Genomic DNA, 20534 nt, shown 5'->3' on the forward strand with positions numbered 1-20534 from the left:
ATGTTTTGCGTATGTTGGTTCGCAATTATTGCGACGCATTTTCAATTGTGATAGCGGCCTCATAATGAAACTCATTTTTATTTCGGGTTTTTCTGAAATATTTGATAATCTGTTGGGGCTATTATGATATTACCAATGAAAATCACGGGGATTAAGTCCCTCAGCATTCACCTCCTGACATCCACCGCGCTCATTCTGGGGCTCGCCGCCGTCCCGGCACATGCACAGCCTGTTGATGCCGCCGAAGAAGAGCGCGTGACCGAAGTTGTGGTCACGGCATCAGGCTTCAAGCAAAATATCGAACAGGCTCCGGCTTCCATAAGCGTTCTGTCACGTAAGGAACTTGAGCAGGAGCGTCACCAAAGCCTGGCCGAAGCGCTGGCCAATGTTGAGGGCGTCGATGTTGGCGACACGGCCGGCAAGACGGGCGGCCTCAACATCAATATCCGTGGTATGGGCAGTGAATATTCGCTGATCCTGATCGACGGGCGCCGCCAGAATGCTGCCGGTTCCATCACGCCAAACGGTTTTGGTGAAACCTCGTCCAGCTTCATTCCGCCGATGTCAGCCATCGATCGCATAGAAGTGGTGCGCGGGCCGGTATCCACGCTTTATGGTTCGGACGCGATGGGCGGCGTCGTCAACATCATTACTCGTAAAGTCGGCAAGATCTGGCAGGGTTCCGCAACCGCCGGTGCTACGCTTCAGGCCGACGACAGCTTTGGCAATATCTACAACGGTAACTTCTACGCCAACGGCCCCTTGGTTCAGGACAAACTGGGCCTTGCCGTGCGTGGTAGCTACCAGACACGCGAAGAATCAAGCCTCACCTACGAAAATATCAACGGTGGTACGGCGATTGTCTCCACTCGGGGCCCAAGCCCGGTTGAGAATGAAATCTGGTCAGCGGGCGCGCGCCTAAGCTTCACCCCGACCGAGAACCACGACCTGATGTTCGATTATGACATCAATAAGCAGTGGTACGATAACTCAGTTGCACAGTTGGGTACGATCGGCACCAGTGGCTATGCGCCTGAGCAGGAATTCAATAACGAAGAAATGGTTTTATCGCATAATTGGCGTCTTGGCTTTGGTGAGTTGCAAACGACCTTGTCACGCGGTGTCCGCGAAACCATCGGGCGTATTTTGCCAAGCGATGTGCCAGGGGGCGGTAATGCCGGTGATCCGCGCACGCTAGAAGCCACCAACAGCATTTTCGACACTAAGCTGTTCTCACAATGGCGCAACCATACCTTCACCGTCGGCGGCCAGTACTGGGATGCTGAAATGGTCGATGGTGTGGCCCCAGCGCCTTATGAGCATCAGCAATGGGCCCTGTTTGCCGAAGACGAATGGCGTCTTATGCCCACTCTGGCCCTGACGCTGGGCGTTCGTGCCGATGACCATAGCGTCTTTGGCAAGCATACCTCACCGCGCGCCTATCTGGTGTGGAACACCACACCGAACTGGACCCTCAAGGGCGGCGTAAGCCAGGGCTTTAAAACGCCGCAGTTGAACCAGATTGCACCCGGTATTACCGGCTTCACCGGTCAAGGCACCCGCCCAACCATCGGCTCGCCCGGCCTGAAGCCTGAAACCTCGACCAGCACTGAATTTGCGGTCTTCTACGACAACCGCAGTGATTTCCGCGCCAATGTTACCGTCTTCCATAACAAGTTCGAAGACAAGATTGCCACGGGTGATCCGCTCGACAACTGTTCGTTCGCCGTATCACCTAACCGTCCGGGGTGCGTCGACTATGGCATCTGGCCCCTGGTCGACACCTTTGCGCAAAGCGTCAATGTCGATGAAGCAGAAACTCAGGGCGTTGAAGGCGCGTTCCGCTATCTGATCGCCGAGGGCTGGAGCCTGACCGGCAACTATACCTATACTGACACCGAGCAAAAAAGCGGCAGCGCCAAAGGCCGCCCGCTCAACAACACACCGGCCCACATGATCAACGGTTCAGTGCGCTGGAACGCCAGTGATAAGCTGAACCTGTGGCTGCGGGGCGAATATCGCTCAGAGCGATATAGATCGGAAGACAGTACGACATCGACCGCCAAGCGTACCTTCGGTGACTATAAGCCTTACGGGATCTTCCATACCGGCGGGTCATATAAGGTCACCGATAAGGTCACAGTCAATGCGGTGATCTATAACATCTTTGACAAAGATTTCGTCAGCTACGGCGGCTATGTCAGCAATACCAATACTGGTGCAATTTCCTACACTAACCTTTATTCAAACAATCAAGAACCACGCCGGTTGTGGCTGTCGATTACAACTGAATTTTAAATAAAAAGGCCGGGAGCAATCCCGGCCTTTCTTTAGGGTAATTATAAGGTATCGGGCATTCCTAGCCATGATCCCTTTTTCGGGCCAATAGATACTGTTACGCGGCTTTACCTTGGGGTGCATAAGCCCCTAAAGTCATCATCACGCGACAAAGAGGAAATCATCAACAGACAGGGTTGGGGTGTTCATCAGAAAAGCGATGACATTCGCGCCACTGGCACCGGTGCCATCAACGTCGTACCACAGCGCTCTGGTGTTGGTGTCGTAGTAAAAGGTCGCCGTTGCCGCCACGGGGGTTGCCCCGGCGCCTTGCAACAGACCAAGGCCTGATGTCAGGCTAAAACCGGCAGGAATATTGAACTCTGAGCCTTTGAATACAAATTTGTCGCCTTCGGCATGGCTGAAGTCGAATACGTAGTCGGCCGGTTCATTCCTTGCGTCGTAATAAAAATAATCCGCACCCACACCACCGGTCAGTTCATCTTCGCCCGCGCCGCCGACGAGGAAATCGTTACCCGATCCGGCATCAAGGATATCGTCACCTTGATCGCCTTGCAGTGTGTCATTGCCGTCTTGACCATAAAGCCGATCGTCACCCGTTCCGCCACCGATACTATCATCGCCAGCTTCGCCGAATAATATGTCATTGCCGGTCTGACCATACATGACATCATTGCCTGCGCCTCCGATCAGGAGGTCGTCATCATCTTCGCCAAACAATGTATCATTGCCGTCGTTGCCAAATACAATGTCGTTGCCGATGCCACCCATGAGTATGTCATGGCCGCTATCTCCGAGCAGCATGTCATTGCCAGACTGACCGTAAAGTACGTCATTATCGGCCCCGCCCATGAGCGTGTCGTTGCCGCTTTCGCCAAACAGCGTGTCCTGCCCCTCATCGCCCATCAGGCTATCGTCACCATAGCCGCCGATCAGCGTGTCGTTGCCAGTTCCACCGTACAGATAGTCATTGCCGTCTGCGCCTTGCAACATGTCATCACCGGCCAGTCCGGACATGATGTCTGAGCCAGACGTGCCGACCAAAGAGTCCGTATTCGCGGTGCCGTTAATGACATCTATGACGTCGTTGAAGGTGACGGTTCGGTTAACCACGGTTTCGCCGCCTCGGCCATCGCTCAGAGTGTAGGTAAACTGCACCGGACCAAAATAATTGGCATCGGGGATAAACCTGTAGGTGCCGCCACCAATATTGCTGATCGTACCGTGCGTCACGGTGAAACCGCTAATGCTCATCGTATCGCCATCAGGGTCGATATAGCCCGCCGCCAGTTGCGCCGCCGTGAGGATATAGGCCGTGTCTTCATAGCCGACCGGAAAACTAAAGGGTTCTCCGGTGAGCGTTGGGGCGCTGTTTTCCAGCAGAACTGACTGATAGACCTCGGTGCTGCCGGTGGCTGAGTTCTGTTCGGTCCAGACTGCGACCAGGCGTCCATCTGACAGTTCGGTGATGTCAAAGGGATAGGCAAAGCTGTAAGTCGTGCCAATCAGGTCGCCTGCAGCGGTATATCTTTGTAGAAGGTAGCCTTCATACTGGGTGGCATCCTGCCACCAAATTATGAAACCGCCGTCCTGCAGGGCCTTTACATTGGGGTTTGACTGCGCACCTTGAGCGGGTGGAGGCCCAATGGGGCGCAACAGGCTTCCGTTCGCACTATGAAGCGCAAAGGTTACATCATAGCCCGATGGATTGGCGTGCCCGTAATTATTGCCAGAGTAGGCAATGATAAAATTGCCGTTAGCCAGCGTATCTATGTGCACATCATAAATGGTATTGCGCTGATTTATTGTGCTGTAACCACCAATTGATACTTCCGAGCCAATCGCCACACCGTTTGCGTCATAGCGTTTCAAAAAAATATTTGATGTGGGATAATCGTGGTCACTCCAGGCCACAACATAACCGCCGTCATTGGTATTGCTCACAACCGAGTTGTATTGGTCGTTATATATCCGGGAGGGGGCGTACGTATTGAGTTGAGCATTTGCACCCACCGTGTTGCCGGAGGCATCAAAGCGCTGGGTAAAAATGCCGATATCTCCATCGTCAGGTGCCGTCCAGGTTACGACATAGCCTCCGCCGGAAAGTTCTGCGATCTCAGGCGAATAGCCGGTCGTAGCGGCGGCCGTATTGACCAGAGTTTCAGTGCCAATCTTGGTGCCCGAACCACTGAAGGCCTGAGCGTAGTGCCAAACGCCGGGGCCGTTTTGTCCATCACTTTCCCAGGTGACCGCAAATCCTCCGTTCGCTGTGCCGGTGACGGCAAAGTTGGATTGATCGCCGGCGACGGTCGTGTTGACAGCGACTTCACCTCCAACCTTGACGCCGGTCGCCGAGTAGACCTGAGCGTAGACGCCTTTTGTGGCGCCGTCGTCCTGCCCCGTACTCGACCACACAACGACAAAACCTCCGTTGGTCAGATTGGCAACCTTGGCGCCACCTTGATCGCCATTGGTATAGCTGTTAACCAAAACACGGTTTTGCGGTGAATACATTGTGACCATTGCAATCCCTCCCAGGACTTAGGTTTGGCGGCCCATAGACGTCCTATTCATGACGTTTCTGAGCTTAATTTAATCTGGTATTGATAATATTATACCAGAAAAGCTACGGGTTTCCATACAGGTCAAGTCAATTGTGGGTTATTCGCCTATTGTGCAGGGCTGCGACCAGACGACCCCCTTATGACTTATGATTAGTCCTCAATGGTGTCGTGGGCGGCAACCGCGCCGCGCCGCCAGTAGCCCGCGGCTTTAAGCCATTTCGGTTTGATGCCGTGGTCTCTAATGAGTTGAGTGCGCAAGGCTTTGGCGGTGGCGGACTCGCAGGCAACCCAGGCGTAGCAGTCGCCCGCCGGGAGGTGGATGGTCTTTAAGACTTCGCTTAGCGTCTGACCTTCACGGCGATAAACCCAGTGTATAGTGACATCGGCGGGGGTATCGAAGCGGAGTTGGTCGGCCTCGGATTCGACTTCGACCAGCACCACGGCTTTGGCACCAGCCGGCAATTCTTCCAAACGGCGGCCGATGGCGGGCAGGGCAGTGTCATCGCCAATCAGAATATAACCGTCAAAGGCCATGGGGATCACAAACGAGCCGCGCGGCCCGCCGACCCTGAGATCATCGCCGACTTTGGCGGTCTGGGCCCATGTGGTCGCTGGCCCCGCCTCATGGACGGCGAAGTCGAGCGTGAGGTGGTTGTTTGTGCGGTCATAGGCGCGCGGGGTATAGTCGCGGGCGATGACGGTCTGGCCTTCCGGCATCTGCCTTATACCGTCGGGGCCCAGCACAGGTGTGGCAATCTCACCGGTCACAGGATCGGGGAAAAAGACCTTTACATGGTCGTCGAACCCCATACTGGTAAAGCCGGTCAGGTCATCGCCGCCGAGCACAATCCGGATCATGTTTGGTGACAAATGATGTTTTGACACGACTTTCAGGTGACGGGCCGGGCCCAGATTATGGCGTACCCGCACAGGTGTGCGTGAATCGGTTTCGGTCATTCAGATACGCTCCACCTTTTTGGCGGCCTCATCCAGAATGTCGGCGATGGCTTCGATTTCGGCCAGGGTCAGCGGCTCACGGTTGAGACGCAGATGAAGGGCGGTTTTGAAGTTTTCAATCGCCCGCACAATCTGAGGCGGCCGGTCGGTCATTCGCGCCTTGCCGCGTTCAAGGCGGCCCATGGCGTCCGCGACCGCGTCGGCGTTTTGTGTCAGGAACTCCAGACCTGCGGGCGTTATGGTATAAAGCTTGCGGCCGTCTTCGGTCGCGGCAATAGTCGCATAGCCGAGTTCCTCGATCCAGGTCAGGATCGGATAGACCACGCCGGGGCTGGGGGAATAGGTGCCGTCGAGTTTATCTTCGATCGCCTTGATCAGTTCGTAGCCATGGCTTGGTTTTTCACTGATGTAGGTCAACAGCACCAGACGCAGGCCGCCATGGCCGAAAATGCGCCCGCCACCGCGCCGTTTACCGTCTCTGCCTTCAGGAGCGTCGCCAAAGCCGCGACCTCTTGGGCCATGACGGCCTGCGCCCATGCCGCCAAAGATGTCGTCGCGTTGCCGCAGGATGTGTGCGCCGCCATGGCGCATGTGTGCAAATCTATGCATTTCTATATCTTTCTTCATTTTAGACAATGTTTAGATATATCTAAATTGCATCTAAATCAAGATGAGGTGCATAAATTTTATTTAATGTCTGAATCTGCATCCAAATGGCGGTGTCAGAGGCTCTAGTCATCAAAGGGCCGGTTATAAGGATTGGTCCGCAACTTTTTACTGAGGAGTATGAATATGGAAATTCTGATTCCCCTGGCCCCATTCATCATGGTGATCGCCATTGTTGTGGTGTCAAAAATCTACAAAAACAAAGAGCAGACTGAGATTCACAAGACCCTGCGTATGGCCATCGAAAAGGGCCAGAACTTGTCGAAAGAGGACTTCGACATTCTGCGCAACAATGTGAAGGTCAAAACGCCGATGAATGATATCCGCAACGGACTGATCACTATGTTCGTGGGCATCGGTATCGGCGTGTTCGGTTATTTCCTGAGCTTTAAGGAAAGTGACGCCCTGTATCCGCTAATCGGCATTGGAGCTATTCCGGGCTTTATCGGGCTGGCGCTGTTACTCATCGGTCTGATGGGGCTGGCTCAAAAGACAAAGGATTAAGCGGGCTTAAGCTCGCGAGTCTTCATGCCTCAGTCACCCGGTCACAATTCTGCGCAGGATCAATCCGATATCGACCTCATCGGTCGGGCGGTTACCGGATCGCATACCGCTTTCGGCGAACTTGTCCGCCGTCACAGCGGAGCTTTGCGCACGCATTTGCGACGGATGGGGGCGCAAAGCTCAGATGCTGACGATATCGCGCAGGAGACTTTCATGGCGGCATTTGAGCGCCTGTCTGAGTTCCGCTTTGAAGGGCCGTTTATTGCCTGGTTGAAGATGATCGCCTCGCGCCGGTATCTGAAAAAGCTGAAAGCGGCGCAAAAGTATCTTTTTACCGATGATGCCACCCTGTTTGAGACGCCTGATGAGGCGCCGCCGCCGGATATGCGATTGCATGACCTTGATAGTGCGCTCTTACAGCTTAAGCCGATAGAGCGGGTGTGCGTGACACTTAATTTCAGTGCCGGTCTGTCTCATGTTGACGTGGCCGCTGAGACCGGTCTGCCGCTGGGGACGGTAAAAAGCCATATTAAACGCGGGCTGGATCAGCTTAAATCCGCGCTCACGGTGCCAAATTCTTCATCTCACCCAATTGCTTCATCTCAAAATGGCGCGGCGGGTTCCGCGACGCCGACATTCATGGACGAACGAAGATGACCGACGACAAAGATCACTATATCCGCGCGCTCTTTGACATAAGTCCAGCCTATGACGATGCGCCTGTTTTTCAGCAAAAAGTCATGATGGGGCTGACGCTCAAATCGTGGCTCAGGCAGGGGCTGGTGGTGATTTCCGGGCTGATCGGCGGGCTTTATGCCCTGACGCAATTCGTGCGTATGCCGGAATGGTCGCTCAAAGGAGGGGGGCTTTACACCGGCTCACTTCAGATGGCGACCCGCCGTACCGATGCCACGGTTGAGGCCGGGGTTGAGTTTATTGACATCATGGCCCGCGGACTGGCTGACAGTTTGTTTGCCGTGGGCGGATATGTGCAGTGGATGCAGACACCGCAGTTTTTCTGGGTAAGCTTTGCGCTCTGTTCGTGCATTCTGGTGCTCTACTTGTTGAATGATGCTCAGGAACGCATATAAGTCCTCAGCGCCGCCAATTCCCGGCGCGCATTAAGAGGTTCGGCTTTGAGCATTCACTCCAAGGTCAAGCGTATGACCGCCCCTGAAATATATGCCCGCAAAGGGCAGGTGCCGCTGGTGTGCCTGACCGCCTACACAGCGCCGGTGGCTGAAATCCTTGACGAGCACTGCGATGTGCTGCTGGTGGGCGACAGTGTCGGCATGGTGGTGCACGGCCTGCCATCGACCATCGGGGTCACTATGGACATGATGATTCTCCATGCGCAGGCCGTCATGCGCGGATCGGATAAGGCATTCGTGGTCGTCGATATGCCGTTTGGTAGTTATGAAGCCGGCCCCGAAGAGGCGTTTCATAATGCCGCGCGGCTGCTGAAAGAGACGGGTGCTCAGGCCGTTAAGATCGAAAGCGGGCCGACGGTCCATGAAACCGTCGCCTATATGGTTCAGCGCGGTATTCCGGTCATGGGCCATGTCGGTTTGCGCCCGCAAGCGGTGAACGTCGATGGCGGCTTCAAGGCCAAGGGCCGCACTGAGAGCGAGCGCAAAAAAGTCATTCAGGAAGCGCTGGATACCGACGCCGCCGGTGCTTTTGCCATTGTCGTCGAAGGCGTGGCCGAGGATCTGGCGCGCGAAATCACCGTCCTTGTCAAGGCACCGACGATTGGAATCGGGGCTTCGGCGGGCTGTGACGGGCAGGTTCTGGTGACCGATGACATGCTGGGGCTGTTCGACTGGTCGCCCAAGTTTGTGCGCCGGTATGCCGATATGCGTGGAGCAATTTCAAAGGCGGCTGAGGATTATGCCAAAGATGTCCGCGATCGCAGCTTTCCCGCCCCACAAGAGACATATTTTGCCAAATAAATAGCCCAAACCGATGGGTGTGGGGGCTTAACCGCTAAATCCCCGGCTAAATTCGTTGCGCAACCTCGTGCTTGTCGCTAGGTTCGCGCGCAAAACAGGGTTAAAACACCTCGGCATATTGCGAGGCCTGAGATTATTGAGGATTATTCGTGAGCGATATTTTTGAAGAAGCCGAAGAAGGGCTTCGCACGGAAAAATGGACCAGCATCGCTAAAAAGAGCGCGCCCTGGGTGGGCGGTGGTCTGGGACTGGCGCTACTGGCCGCCCTCGGTGTCTGGGGCTTTACCCATATGCAATCCAAGGATGCCGCCAAGGCATCTGAGACTTACGCTGCGGGTCTTGAGGCCCTGCAATCGGGCGATAAGGTTAAGGCCGCTAAGGATTTTGATGAGACCGTCAAGACCGGCGCCGATGCTTATGAGTCCATGGCGTTGACCCAGCTTGCCGCCATTGCGCTCAGTGACGATAAACCGGCGGATGCTCTGGCCAAGCTTGATGAAGCCGCCAAAGTAACCGGTGATCCGCTGCTGAAAGATCTGGCGTCACTTAAGGCCGCCTATATCGCCTTTGATGAGAAGGCGACCTTTGCCGATCTTGAAAAGCGCCTGATGCCGCTGACCAAGGACGGGCGTCCCTATCAGGCCCTGGCCAAGGAAGCGCTGGCCATGGCCAAGATCCAGAATGGCGACCTCAAAGGGGCGCGCGCTGATCTTGAAACCCTGGCGATTACGCTCGGCACCCCTGATGGTGTTAAGGAACGCGCCCAGCAGGCGGTTCAGGCGATCGATTCCGGTGCGGCCGATCTGGCGCGCAAGATTGTCGCCCTGCCCAAGCCGTCGGATGAGCAACTGCGCGAACAGGTCATGAAGCTTCAGGCGATGCAGCAGGCGCAAATGCAAGCCCAGATGCAGGCTCAGGCGGCGGCACAAGGTCAGGCGCCTGCGCCGCAATAACGCTACCCGACACACTATAAACTCCAGATACATCCGAGACGGAAACCCCAATGATGCACTCTAAGGCTTACATAAAGACCGCCAGCGTTATGGCTTTGGCCTTGGCCGTGGGACTTTCCGGCTGCTCGACGATCAGCCGCCTTAATCCCCTCAAAAAGGGTGACGAAGGCCCCGAAGCTGTGGCGACACAGGGTGAGCGGATTTCTATCGTTGCCTTCGATCAGAAGATGGCACCGTCGGAAAGTCTGGCGGGCATTGATTTTTACGTGCCTGAGCCTAAGACGGTGGCCTCGTGGCCCAAGGCCGGTGGCCCGGATGGTGTTGAAATTGACCATGTCGATGCCGCTAAAGATTTCAAAGTCGCGTGGACGAAATCGATCGGTGAAAAGTCCAAGGGCCTGTCGCAGGTTCTGGCGCCGCCGGTATCTGACGGTAAGCTGATCTATGTCATGGACGGCAATGCCCACGTCAGCGCCTTTGACGTCAATTCCGGTGAGCGGGTATGGGAGCAGAACCTTAACCCTGACATCAAGCGCGATAAAGACGCCTTTGGCGGTGGTCTGGCCCTGAATGGCGATAAGCTGTTTGTGACGTCCGGCTATCGTCTGGTGGTCGCCCTGAATGCCCAGACAGGCGCGCGCGAGTGGGAAAAGACGCTGGATTCGCCCGCGCATGCCGCCCCTATCTATAATGCCAAATATGTGTTTGTGACCGATGTCGACAACCAGTTGATGGCGTTCGATGTCACAACTGGCGATCCAATGTGGACCTATCAGGCCATTGTGGAACCCGCCCGTATTCTGAAATCGTCCTCTCCGGTGATCGGTGGCAATGTGCTCTATGCCCCGTTTTCGTCGGGGGAATTGATTGCGCTGGACACCAATACCGGCAGTCCGGTGTGGCAGCAGGTTCTGGCCCGTACCAGCCGCACCAACGCTCTATCTGAAATCCGCGATATTTCCGGTCATCCGGTGATCTATCGCAACGAAGTGTTCGCGGCCTCCCATTCGGGCGTGTTTGCCGCCATGGATCTTAAAACTGGTCAGCCACGCTGGACCGTCAATGCCGACAGCATAAACACGCCTTTGCCCGCCGGTGATGTGGTTTATCTGGCGACCGTTCAGGGTGAACTGATGGCTGTCAACCGCGATTCCGGTCAGGTGTACTGGCTGGCCGACCTCAATGAAGGCGAACCCAAGACCAAGAAAAGCTTCTTTGGTCTGGGTAAAGAAAAGAAAATCGGTATTCGCACCGTTTGGACCGGGCCTATTTTGGCGTCCGGGCGTCTGATACTGGTCAATTCTGAAGGTAAGGCTGTGGCGTTTGATCCCAAAACCGGCAAGAAAACCGAAGAGCTTAAGATCGAAGGCGCGGCCTTCATCGCGCCGATCCCGGTCGGCGATAAGTTGTTCGTTGTCACCAATGATGCCAAGCTAGTCGCGATACAGTAAATACTGGCATTTAGGCCCGTCTGTCTGTAAAGACGGGCCATGACACTTAAAATTGCTATTGTCGGACGTCCGAACGTCGGCAAATCCACCCTGTTTAACCGTTTGGCGGGCAAGAAACTGGCGATCGTTGACGATCAGCCGGGGGTTACCCGTGACCGCCGCTATGCCACCGGCCGCATCGGCGATATCGACCTGATGCTGATTGATACGGCCGGCTTTGAATATGCCGACGATGAATCCTTAGAATCGCGTATGCGCCAGCAGACCGAAAAGGCGCTGGACGAAGCCGATGTTGCCCTGTTCATGGTCGATGCCCGCGACGGGGTTTTGCCGCTCGATAAGATTTTCGCAGACCTGTTGCGCCACCGCGATGTGCCCGTGCTGTTGATCGCCAATAAGGCCGAAGGCCACGGGGCGCAGGCTCTGGCCGAAGAGGCCTATTCGCTGGGCTTTGGCGAGCCCCTGCACCTGTCGGCTGAGCACGGCGAGGGCATTTCCGACCTTTATGAGTCGATCGAGAAATACCGCCAGCTTATCGAGGGCGATCACGTCGAGGGCGATGACGACGGTGAAGATGATGAGACCAAACCGATCCGCATCGCCATCATTGGCCGACCTAATGCCGGTAAATCGACCCTGATCAATAAAATGCTGGGCGAAGATCGCCTACTGACCGGGCCGGAGGCCGGGATTACCCGCGATTCGATTTCGGTCGACTGGGAATATGAAGGCCGCCAGATCCGTCTGGTCGATACCGCCGGTCTGCGTCGCAAAGCCCGCGTGCAGGAAAAGCTGGAGAAGCTGTCGACCGCCGACACCATCCGCGCCATTACCTTTGCCGAGGTCGTGGTGCTGGTCATGGATCACGCCAACGCCTTTGAAACTCAGGATTTGCAGATTGCCGATCTTGTGGAACGCGAAGGCCGCGCCCTGATTTACGTCATCTCCAAGTGGGATACGGTCGAGGAGCCGCAGGCCAAGCTCAAAGAGATCATGGACGAGTCCGACCGCATCCTGCCGCAGCTTAAAGGCACGCAGATTGTCGCCCTGTCGGGGGCAACAGGACGCGGGATCGAGCGGTTGATGCCGACCATCCTTAAGACCTATCGCAACTGGTCGGCCAAGGTAAAGACGCGCGACCTTAATGACTGGCTGGCTTTGGCGATTCAGAGGCATCCGCCCCCCGCCGTCGACGGCAAGCGCATCCGCCCGAAATATATGGCCCAAACCAAAGGCCGCCCGCCGACCTTTGTTTTGTTTGCCTCACGCGCCTATGCCATGCCCGCGCACTATCAGCGCTATCTTATCAATAGTTTGCGCGAATCTTTTGATATGCCGGGTGTGCCCATTCGACTGACGGTTAAGGCCAATTCCAGCGTCAACCCCTATGACGACAGCAGTGGTGCGACCGGCACCAGCGGTCCGGCACGGGCGCGCGCCAAGTCTAAGGTGAAAAAACCGGGCGAGAAACCCGCACACCCCAACCGCGTCAAGCAAAAGCCCAAGGGCACCATCGTGGCCCCCAAGGTAAAAGCCAAGCCGCGCACCGAAGCCGCCAAGCTGAAAACCTTTAAGGCCAAGGCGGCAGGCCCCAGCACCAAGCCGGGGGCCGCAGGTCCGGGGGGGCGTTCAGGCAAACCCGCCGGACGGGGTAAGCGCTAGAGCAAATTTGCTCTAAATTTTTGTGTTGTCGCTCTTTCTGATCCATCAAATGATCTCATTTGATGGGAAAACGCTCTATACTCTGACGGCCGCCTCAGTCGTGACCGCCTGGCTGAGGCGGATCAGAAGTTGCTCTAACGTCCCGATCAACTGATCCATATCAGCCAGGGTGACATCAAGCGGTGGGCGCAGGCGAATGGAATCCGTGCCGGCGCCCAGCAGCAGCAGGTCTTCCTGCTCAAGCGCCATATCGACCAGTTGGCCTTTGTGGGCGGGGGTGCACAGGCTAAAACCCTGATAAAGGCCAAGGCCGCGCACATTGCCGATCAGGCGAGGATACTGCGCGACCAGCCCCTGTAGGCCCGCGATGAGATACTCGGTTTTGGCGGGCACAGCAGCCAGCAACCCTTCGTCCTCAACGATTTTCCATTCCTGAACAAAGCGGACCATGTCGGTCAGGCTGCCGCCCCAGGTCGAATCGAGGACGCCAATATCATCCATCGGATTGAGCATGTAGACCGCGCCATTGCCGAATTTTTTAGCCACCGCAATGGCTTGGGGCGGATAGGGGACATCGAACTGATCGATGGCAAATACGGTGCCGGTCTGGCCACCGGCGGTTTGCACTTCGTCCAGCCCCCAGCAGATGTCGTAACGCTGACACAGACGCGACAGTTCACGATAAAAATAGGGCAGGGCCATGCGATGTCCGCCCGCACCTTGCAGCGGCTCCATGATGACGCCCGCAATGTCATCGCCGTATGCCTGCATCAGATATTCGAGGTTGGCGAGGCAGTCTTCGGCGATTTTCAGGTTTTCGTCTTCGCTGCGGCGTTCATCATATTCCGGAAAGGGCACCTGAAGATTGCCAGGAATGATGCCGCGATAGTCGCGCGTGGCCACCGGATCGTGGCTGAGATTGGTGATATTGAGCGCGTAAACCGTGCGACCGTGAAAGGCCTGCTCGAAATAAATAAAGCGGTGAACCCCTTTGGCACTCTTCTTTTTTTGGTGCAGGTTGATGAAGTATTTCATCATGTTTTCAACGGCTTCAGCGCCGGAGTTCACGGCATATACCTCGACGCGTTCGCCCTCCATGCAGATCGGGTGCAGCCGGTGTAGCAGGCGGTAATAACTCAAACACTCCGGCGTCAGAAAGTCAGGGTTCGCCATCTTATTATTGGCCGCGGCCACAAGGTCAGCGACATATTCCGGCTCATAAAGGCGGGGATGATTATAACCGAGCAGACGTGATCCGTAGAGCCCGCTCCAGTCGGTGATCGTGCCGCCATCGACGGTCGCAAGCTTAAGCCCGCGTGAGGCCTTGATATCGACGCAAAACGGAAAGGGTTCGGCGATGACGTAGCGACCCAGCTCATCAAGCATGGCCGCACTGGCGGGTTTAGGATAGGTGCTCATATCCCAAATGTGCGCCGAAAAAATCATTTTGAAAATAAAAATTTACAAAATGATGGCAATTTATGACAAATTGATTGCGGTTTAGTGCTTAATTTGCGCCCATTCACGGAAATGGATCGTATCCAGCGTCGGCACTTTAGCCGGGTCAGCCAGTTCCAGAATCAACGGCACAATTTCTTCCGGTGCGGGCAGGGTGTTTGGGTCTTCGCCTGGATAGGCCTCGGCGCGCATACGCGTGCGCATAGCACCGGGGTTGACGATGGCCGGGCGAATATTGGTGATCTCTAACTCATCGGCCCAGGTGCGCACCAGCGCCTCAAGCGCGGCCTTCGAGGCCGCATAAGGCCCCCAGAAGGCGCGCGGTTTGGTGGCCACGCCGGAGGTGAAGAATATGCCGCGTGCCGCTTCGGACAAACGCATCATCGGTTCCAGCGCCCCGATCAGCCGGTGTGTCGCCCCCAGATTAAGTGCTATCAGGCGGCTGAAGTCTTTGGGCTCATAGTGCGAAACGGGACTAAGTGTGCCCAGAGTCGCCGCCGCATGGACAAAGACATCAATCTTAGCAAAGCGTTGCGCCAGGGCGTTCGACAGTCGGGTTAAGGCGGCCCCGTCAATCAGATCAAACGGGATCAGGGTCGCATGCTGACCGGTGGCCTGAAAAATCTCGTCGTCAAGTTCCTCAAGCGCGCCCTGAGTGCGGGCGCAGGCGATGACGTGCGCGCCTGCCTTGGCCAGACCCAGCGCACTGGCACGGCCAATGCCGCGTGAAGCGCCCGTGACAAGGGCCACGCGCCCGTGCTGAGGGCCGACAGGGGACGTCTGCATTTTTTGATTTTCCTAGACGTTGACCAGAAGCGACAACTGGCCGTTGCCTTCTTTTTCATTCACAGCGTCTTCCTTATCGGTCAGACGGGTCGGATAATCGCCGGTGAAATAGTGGTCGGTATATTGCGGTGTGTCGGGGTTGCGGCCATTGTGCCCCATTGCCTTGTAGAGACCATCGACCGACAGGAAGCCAAGTGAATCGCACTCCAGCTTCTTGCGCATCTCTTCCATCGTGTGGGTCGCGGCCATCAGCTTATCACGATCCGGCATGTCGATACCGTAATAGTCAGGCCACATGATCGGCGGGGAGGCCGAGCGCAGGTGGACTTCCTTAGCGCCAGCGGCACGAACCATGCGCACAATTTTGACCGAAGTGGTGCCGCGCACGATCGAGTCGTCGATCAGGATGACGCGCTTACCTTCCAGCACAACCCTGTTGGGGGAGTGCTTTTTACGAACGCCCAGATCGCGGATGTTCTGGGTCGGCTGGATAAAGGTACGGCCAACATAGTGATTGCGGATGATGCCCAATTCAAACGGCAGGCCGGACTGCTCGGCAAACCCAAGCGCGGCGGGCACGCCGGAATCGGGCACAGGCACAATAATATCGGCATCGGCGGCATGTTCGATCGCCAGTTGCCGGCCCATGGCCTTACGCACTTCGTAGATGGATTTGCCGTTCACAACCGAGTCGGGGCGGGCAAAATAAACATATTCAAACAGGCACGGACGGGCGGCTTTGCGTTCAAACGGCTTAAAAGATTTCAGGCCGTCCTGGTCGATTTGCACGACTTCGCCGTGTTCGACATCGCGCACGAAGGTGGCCCCGATCATATCGAGCGCGCAGGTTTCTGACGCCAGTACATAGGCATTACCGAGGCGGCCGATCACCAGTGGACGGATGCCGAGCGGATCGCGCGCGCCGATCATCATCGTCCGTGTCAGCGCCACCAGCGCAAATCCGCCTTCGATATGACTCATGGTCTCGATGAAGCGGTCCATGATCTTGATGCCGCGTGAACGGGCGATCAGATGCAGAATAACCTCAGAGTCGGAAGTCGACTGGAAAATGGAGCCGCCCGCGACCAGTTTGGTGCGCAGGTGCATGAAGTTGGTCAGATTGCCGTTATGGGCAATAGCAATGCCGCCGGTGTCGAGATCGGCAAACATCGGCTGGACGTTGCGGATAAAGGCGCCGCCCGCGGTCGAATAGCGGGTGTGGCCGATGGCGGCGTTACCCTGAAGGCGCTGGGTCAGATCCGGGCCGGTGAACACATCACCAACCAGACCGTGGGAGCGTTCGGTGTAAAAGCGCTTACCGTCGCAGGAGGCGATGCCGCAGGCTTCCTGACCGCGGTGTTGCAGGGCGTGCAGCCCCAGCACGGTCACCGCACTGGCGTCTTCCATGCCGTAGATACCAAAAACGCCGCACTCAAGGCGCGGCGTGTCATCGTCTGGATCGCGTTCCACCCAATTATCAACTTCATGATAAGTGTGCTTCGGACCGGTGGGGCGCATATGGGGGCTCTGCATTAAGGTTACGCGAAAAGGCCAGACATCACTATAAGACCTTATGATTTACGATGGGTTTAGTCGTTAAACCTTGCCCATATATAGTTGGCGCGCCCTGAACTTAAAGAGGCGTCAGCTAGTCGAATCTTCCACAGATGGCGCCACCTGATCCGCAAACACCGCCAATTTTGGGGCCACGGCTTGCAGGGTTTTGGCGGCCGTAACGCCCAAGGGATAAACCTTGGCCTCGGTGAACCATTCTGCACGGCTCCCAATAGGGAAGATGGCGGCAAAAAGCAAATGGAATACACCTAAAAACACCAGTGCACGGAGGATTCCGAAGCCAAAGCCCAAGGCGCGGTCAACATAATCCAGCGCCTTTTGTTTATGCATCTTTTCCGACAGGTTGTTCCCGAACATGCGGATGCTGAGATATATAATCACGAAGATGATGCCGAACGCGATGAAGGCGGTCATGTTCTTAAGATTAAATACGTCTTTCAGCCACGGCATGATCCAGATCGCAATCAGAAATGAGGCGATGAACGACACCAGCGTGACCAGTTCGCGCGTACCCCCGCGCATCAGGCCGACAATAACGGAAAACAGCAAGACGCCCAGAAAGATCAGGTCATACAAGGTCATGGTCATTTTCCCTCAGCTAAGAGGGCCCCCGCAGAAATGGCCGGATGTGTATTTCTGGCGGCACCATACATTAACCTTAACCGGTGCGCCAGAGGTCAATAAGCGTCTTAGTCTGTGGTCTCCAGTCCTTTGATGGCCTCCAGCAGATAGTCGTAAGATTTGACCTCGAACGGGGCATTGTCGGCCGCCGCCTTGGGGGCGATGGCCGAGCCAAAGCCGAGTTTCAGCGCTTCTTTCAGGCGCGAATCCATGCGCGATACAGATCTGATATCCCCCGACAGACTGATTTCACCAAACACAACGCAGTCCTTGGGCAAGGCGACATCCAGCAGGGACGACATCAGGGCCATAGCGGCGGCCAGATCGGCGGCAGGTTCATTGATTTTCAGGCCACCGGCGACATTGAGATAAACGTCTTTCTGGCCAAAACCGACGCCGCAGCGGGATTCAAGCACCGCCAGCAGCATGGCCAATCGACCGGAATCCCAGCCGACCACAGCCCGGCGCGGGGTGCCGTAGGCCGATGGGGCCACCAGTGCCTGAAATTCTACCAGCACCGGACGCGTACCTTCGATCCCCGCAAAGACCGCTGAGCCTGCCGTGCGTTCGCCCGATGTCAGGAATAGCGCTGACGGGTTGGGGACTTCGCGCAGACCGATATCGCCCATTTCAAACACGCCGATCTCATCAGTGGCGCCAAAGCGGTTTTTGGAGCCGCGTAAGATTCGGAACGGATAGCCGCGTTCGCCCTCAAACGACAAAACCGCATCAACCATATGCTCAACCACGCGCGGGCCCGCAACCTGACCTTCTTTGGTAACATGGCCGACTAAGATCATGGCAATGTTCTGCTTTTTCGCTAACCGCACCAGTTCCCCGGCACAGGCGCGTACCTGCGAGACCGATCCTTGGGCAGCGTCAATAGCATCGCTCCACAGGGTCTGAATGGAATCTATGATAACCAGATCGAACTTTTCACGTTTGAGTGCATCCAGAATGGTACGCAGCGACGTTTCCGCCGCCAATTCGACGGGGGCTTTCGATAGCCCCATCCGCGCGGCACGGCCTCGGATCTGTTCGGCTGATTCTTCACCGGAAATATAGGCAACGCGTAAACCCCCAACTGCCGCCTGAGCGGTAACCTGCAGCAGCAGGGTCGATTTGCCGACCCCTGGGTCACCGGCCAGCAATATGGCTGATCCTGGCACAATCCCGCCGCCACAGACGCGGTCGAACTCAGCGATGCCGGTTTCCATACGCGGCGGGGTCTTATCTTCGGCTTCAAGCGTTTGGAAATTAAGCTTTGTAAGTCTTGAGATTTTCGACGGTGAGGTTTCCGGCTTTAACCCGCCGGGCGGCGTCGAAAAGCTTTCCTGAACCAGCGTATTCCACAGGCCGCAACCGGTGCATTGGCCATTCCATTTGGAATGCACCGAACCGCATGATTGACATATAAATACCGCCTGATCTTTCGCCACGAGTCACCCTTAGTTGATTTTGGGTAAGCCTAGCGCGATCTGAATTTAATGGCCAGAAAAAAGAACAAAAAAAGAACAAGTCTATTCCTGAATTTCTCGGAAGTCGTTATAGCGTTCGGGCGCCAGATTGCCAAAGCGGGTGACGTTTTCATCGAACGCCAGCCTTACCGTGCCGATCGGGCCGTGACGCTGTTTGGCCAGAATGACTTCGGCGGTACCGCGGGTACGGTCCATTTCCTCCTGCCAGGTCAGATGTTCCGGCGTGCCTTCCTTGGGTTCAGAGCGGCCCAAATAATAGCTTTCGCGGTACACGAACATGACCATGTCGGCGTCCTGCTCGATCGAGCCGGATTCACGCAGGTCGGACAGCATGGGGCGCTTATCGTCGCGGCTTTCGACCTGACGCGAGAGCTGTGACAGGGCGATGACCGGGATTTGCAGTTCCTTGGCAAGGGACTTCAGGCCCATGGTGATGGTCGAGACTTCCTGCACGCGGTTCATGGTCGCCCCGGTCTCACCGAGGGTCACAAGCTGAAGGTAGTCGACGATCAGGCAGTCAAGGCCCGCCGTGCGTTTCAGTCGACGGGCACGCGCCGTCAGTTTGGCCAGAGAAATACCGCCGGTATCATCGATATAGAGCGGAAAAGACGCGATATCCATGGCTGCGTCTTTGAGGCGCGCGAATTCAGAGGCGTCAATTTCCCCCTTACGCAGGCGGTCGCCGGATACGCCCGACGCATCGGCCAGAAGACGGGTCGCCAACTGATCCGCCGACATTTCGAGCGAATAAAAGGCCACGACCCCGCCATCGACGGTTTTGCGCTCCCCGTCGGGCTGCATTTCCATGCGGTATTTTTTGGCGACGTTCATGGCGATGTTGGTGGCCAGCGCCGTCTTACCCATCGACGGACGACCCGCCAGAATAATCAGGTCGGATTTGTGCAGGCCGCCGATTTTCTTATCCATATCAATGAGGCCTGTGGATATCCCCGACAGGCCGCCGTCACGGTGGAAGGCTTCTTCGGCATGTTCCAGTGCACCGGAGACCGCTTCACCAAAGGTTTTAAAGCCGGTCGAAGAGGTGCCTTTTTCAGCCATGTCATAGAGGCGGGCTTCGGCGGCTTCGATCTGATCGCGGGCATTTTGTTCGTCGATGGCGGCCTTGGCGATTTCACCGCCCAGACGGATCAGATCACGGCGCAGGGCCAGATCATAGATGATGCGTGCATAATCTGAGGCATTGGCGGCGGGCGGGGCACGATCGACCAGATCAGCCAGATAGCGGATGCCGCCCAGATCCTGAAAGGCCTGATCGTTTTTAAATTTATCAACTAAAACAAGGGGATCGGCCAGATGCCCGACACGGATATTGTCTTCGATTATCCCAAACAGTTTAGCATGAAACGGCTCATAGAAATGCCGACCTTGTAGGCCGTCATAGAGCCGCTCATAGGCCCCGTTATCGAACATCAGACACCCCAGCAGCGCCTGTTCGGCGTCAAGGTTGTGCGGCATGGTCGAGATCGCGCCGACAGTATCGGCGGTCTGATCGATCGGCGGGAAAGCGAGAGCTAAAATATCTGAAGACATGGTACGCATCTAACTGGGGGTGGTGTTAACTTTTAAGGTCAAAAATACCCCATCCACC

At 56.1% G+C, this 20534-nt stretch carries 17 protein-coding genes; 8 read left to right on the forward strand and 9 right to left on the reverse strand.

The features are described from left to right. Positions 1 to 135 precede the first annotated feature (135 nt). Positions 136 to 2298: a TonB-dependent receptor domain-containing protein gene (locus IE102_RS13725; protein ID WP_189487632.1), complete on the forward strand. Its 2163-nt coding sequence runs from the start codon at positions 136 to 138 to the stop codon at positions 2296 to 2298. 141 nt (positions 2299 to 2439) lie between these two features. Here the strand turns inward: IE102_RS13725 and IE102_RS13730 are convergent, their stop codons facing one another. From IE102_RS13730 to IE102_RS13740, 3 genes are all read right to left on the reverse strand, one after another. Continuing rightward, positions 2440 to 4821: a cadherin-like domain-containing protein gene (locus IE102_RS13730; RefSeq protein ID WP_189487633.1), complete on the reverse strand. Its 2382-nt coding sequence runs from the start codon at positions 4819 to 4821 to the stop codon at positions 2440 to 2442. Positions 4822 to 5012: 191 nt separating this feature from the next. Continuing rightward, entirely contained in the window at positions 5013 to 5819 is an 807-nt protein-coding gene (locus tag IE102_RS13735) for a siderophore-interacting protein (RefSeq protein WP_189487634.1), read from the reverse strand. Next, entirely contained in the window at positions 5820 to 6428 is a 609-nt protein-coding gene (locus tag IE102_RS13740; protein WP_229807768.1) for a PadR family transcriptional regulator, read from the reverse strand. Between the two features lie 183 nt (positions 6429 to 6611). On the opposite strand from IE102_RS13740, the gene IE102_RS13745 reads away from it, so the two are divergent. The 7 genes from IE102_RS13745 to der all read left to right on the forward strand — a co-directional run bounded on the left by IE102_RS13745 (position 6612) and on the right by der (position 13007). Further along, entirely contained in the window at positions 6612 to 6989 is a 378-nt protein-coding gene (locus IE102_RS13745; RefSeq protein WP_189487636.1) for a DUF6249 domain-containing protein, read from the forward strand. 24 nt (positions 6990 to 7013) lie between these two features. Further along, entirely contained in the window at positions 7014 to 7646 is a 633-nt protein-coding gene (locus tag IE102_RS13750; protein ID WP_189487638.1) for an RNA polymerase sigma factor, read from the forward strand. Further along, positions 7643 to 8080 (forward strand): hypothetical protein, encoded by a 438-nt coding sequence (locus IE102_RS13755; protein WP_189487640.1) that lies wholly within the window; start codon positions 7643 to 7645, stop codon positions 8078 to 8080. Before IE102_RS13750 ends, IE102_RS13755 begins: the two co-directional genes overlap by 4 nt. Positions 8081 to 8152: 72 nt before the next feature. After that, positions 8153 to 8941, forward strand: a complete 789-nt coding sequence (gene panB / locus IE102_RS13760; RefSeq protein WP_373295612.1) for a 3-methyl-2-oxobutanoate hydroxymethyltransferase — start codon at positions 8153 to 8155, stop codon at positions 8939 to 8941. A gap of 149 nt (positions 8942 to 9090) precedes the next feature. Continuing rightward, positions 9091 to 9894 carry a tetratricopeptide repeat protein gene (locus tag IE102_RS13765; protein ID WP_189487644.1) on the forward strand — a complete coding sequence of 268 codons (804 nt, stop codon included), beginning with the start codon at positions 9091 to 9093 and terminating at the stop codon, positions 9892 to 9894. 50 nt (positions 9895 to 9944) lie between these two features. Next, positions 9945 to 11345 (forward strand): outer membrane protein assembly factor BamB family protein, encoded by a 1401-nt coding sequence (locus IE102_RS13770; protein ID WP_189487645.1) that lies wholly within the window; start codon positions 9945 to 9947, stop codon positions 11343 to 11345. A 39-nt stretch (positions 11346 to 11384) separates the two neighbouring features. After that, on the forward strand, positions 11385 to 13007 hold the full coding sequence (gene der / locus IE102_RS13775; protein WP_189487647.1) for a ribosome biogenesis GTPase Der: 1623 nt from the start codon (positions 11385 to 11387) through the stop codon (positions 13005 to 13007). Between the two features lie 75 nt (positions 13008 to 13082). On the opposite strand, the gene IE102_RS13780 is transcribed toward der, so the two are convergent. The 6 genes from IE102_RS13780 to IE102_RS13805 all read right to left on the reverse strand — a co-directional run bounded on the left by IE102_RS13780 (position 13083) and on the right by IE102_RS13805 (position 20476). After that, positions 13083 to 14426, reverse strand: coding sequence for an aminotransferase class III-fold pyridoxal phosphate-dependent enzyme (locus tag IE102_RS13780; RefSeq protein WP_189487649.1), 1344 nt, complete (start codon positions 14424 to 14426; stop codon positions 13083 to 13085). Positions 14427 to 14507: 81 nt separating this feature from the next. After that, positions 14508 to 15251 carry an SDR family NAD(P)-dependent oxidoreductase gene (locus IE102_RS13785; RefSeq protein WP_189487651.1) on the reverse strand — a complete coding sequence of 248 codons (744 nt, stop codon included), beginning with the start codon at positions 15249 to 15251 and terminating at the stop codon, positions 14508 to 14510. A gap of 12 nt (positions 15252 to 15263) precedes the next feature. Continuing rightward, positions 15264 to 16769 carry an amidophosphoribosyltransferase gene (gene purF / locus IE102_RS13790; RefSeq protein ID WP_189487653.1) on the reverse strand — a complete coding sequence of 502 codons (1506 nt, stop codon included), beginning with the start codon at positions 16767 to 16769 and terminating at the stop codon, positions 15264 to 15266. Positions 16770 to 16895: 126 nt separating this feature from the next. Next, a complete protein-coding gene (locus IE102_RS13795; protein WP_189487655.1) occupies positions 16896 to 17408 on the reverse strand; it encodes a CvpA family protein in 513 nt (170 codons plus the stop codon). Between the two features lie 107 nt (positions 17409 to 17515). Then, entirely contained in the window at positions 17516 to 18886 is a 1371-nt protein-coding gene (gene radA / locus IE102_RS13800) for a DNA repair protein RadA (RefSeq protein WP_189487656.1), read from the reverse strand. A gap of 81 nt (positions 18887 to 18967) precedes the next feature. Continuing rightward, on the reverse strand, positions 18968 to 20476 hold the full coding sequence (locus tag IE102_RS13805; protein WP_189487658.1) for a replicative DNA helicase: 1509 nt from the start codon (positions 20474 to 20476) through the stop codon (positions 18968 to 18970). Between the last annotated feature and the right edge of the window lie 58 nt (positions 20477 to 20534).

This window comes from Asticcacaulis endophyticus, assembly GCF_014652575.1.
Taxonomy (GTDB): domain Bacteria; phylum Pseudomonadota; class Alphaproteobacteria; order Caulobacterales; family Caulobacteraceae; genus Asticcacaulis; species Asticcacaulis endophyticus.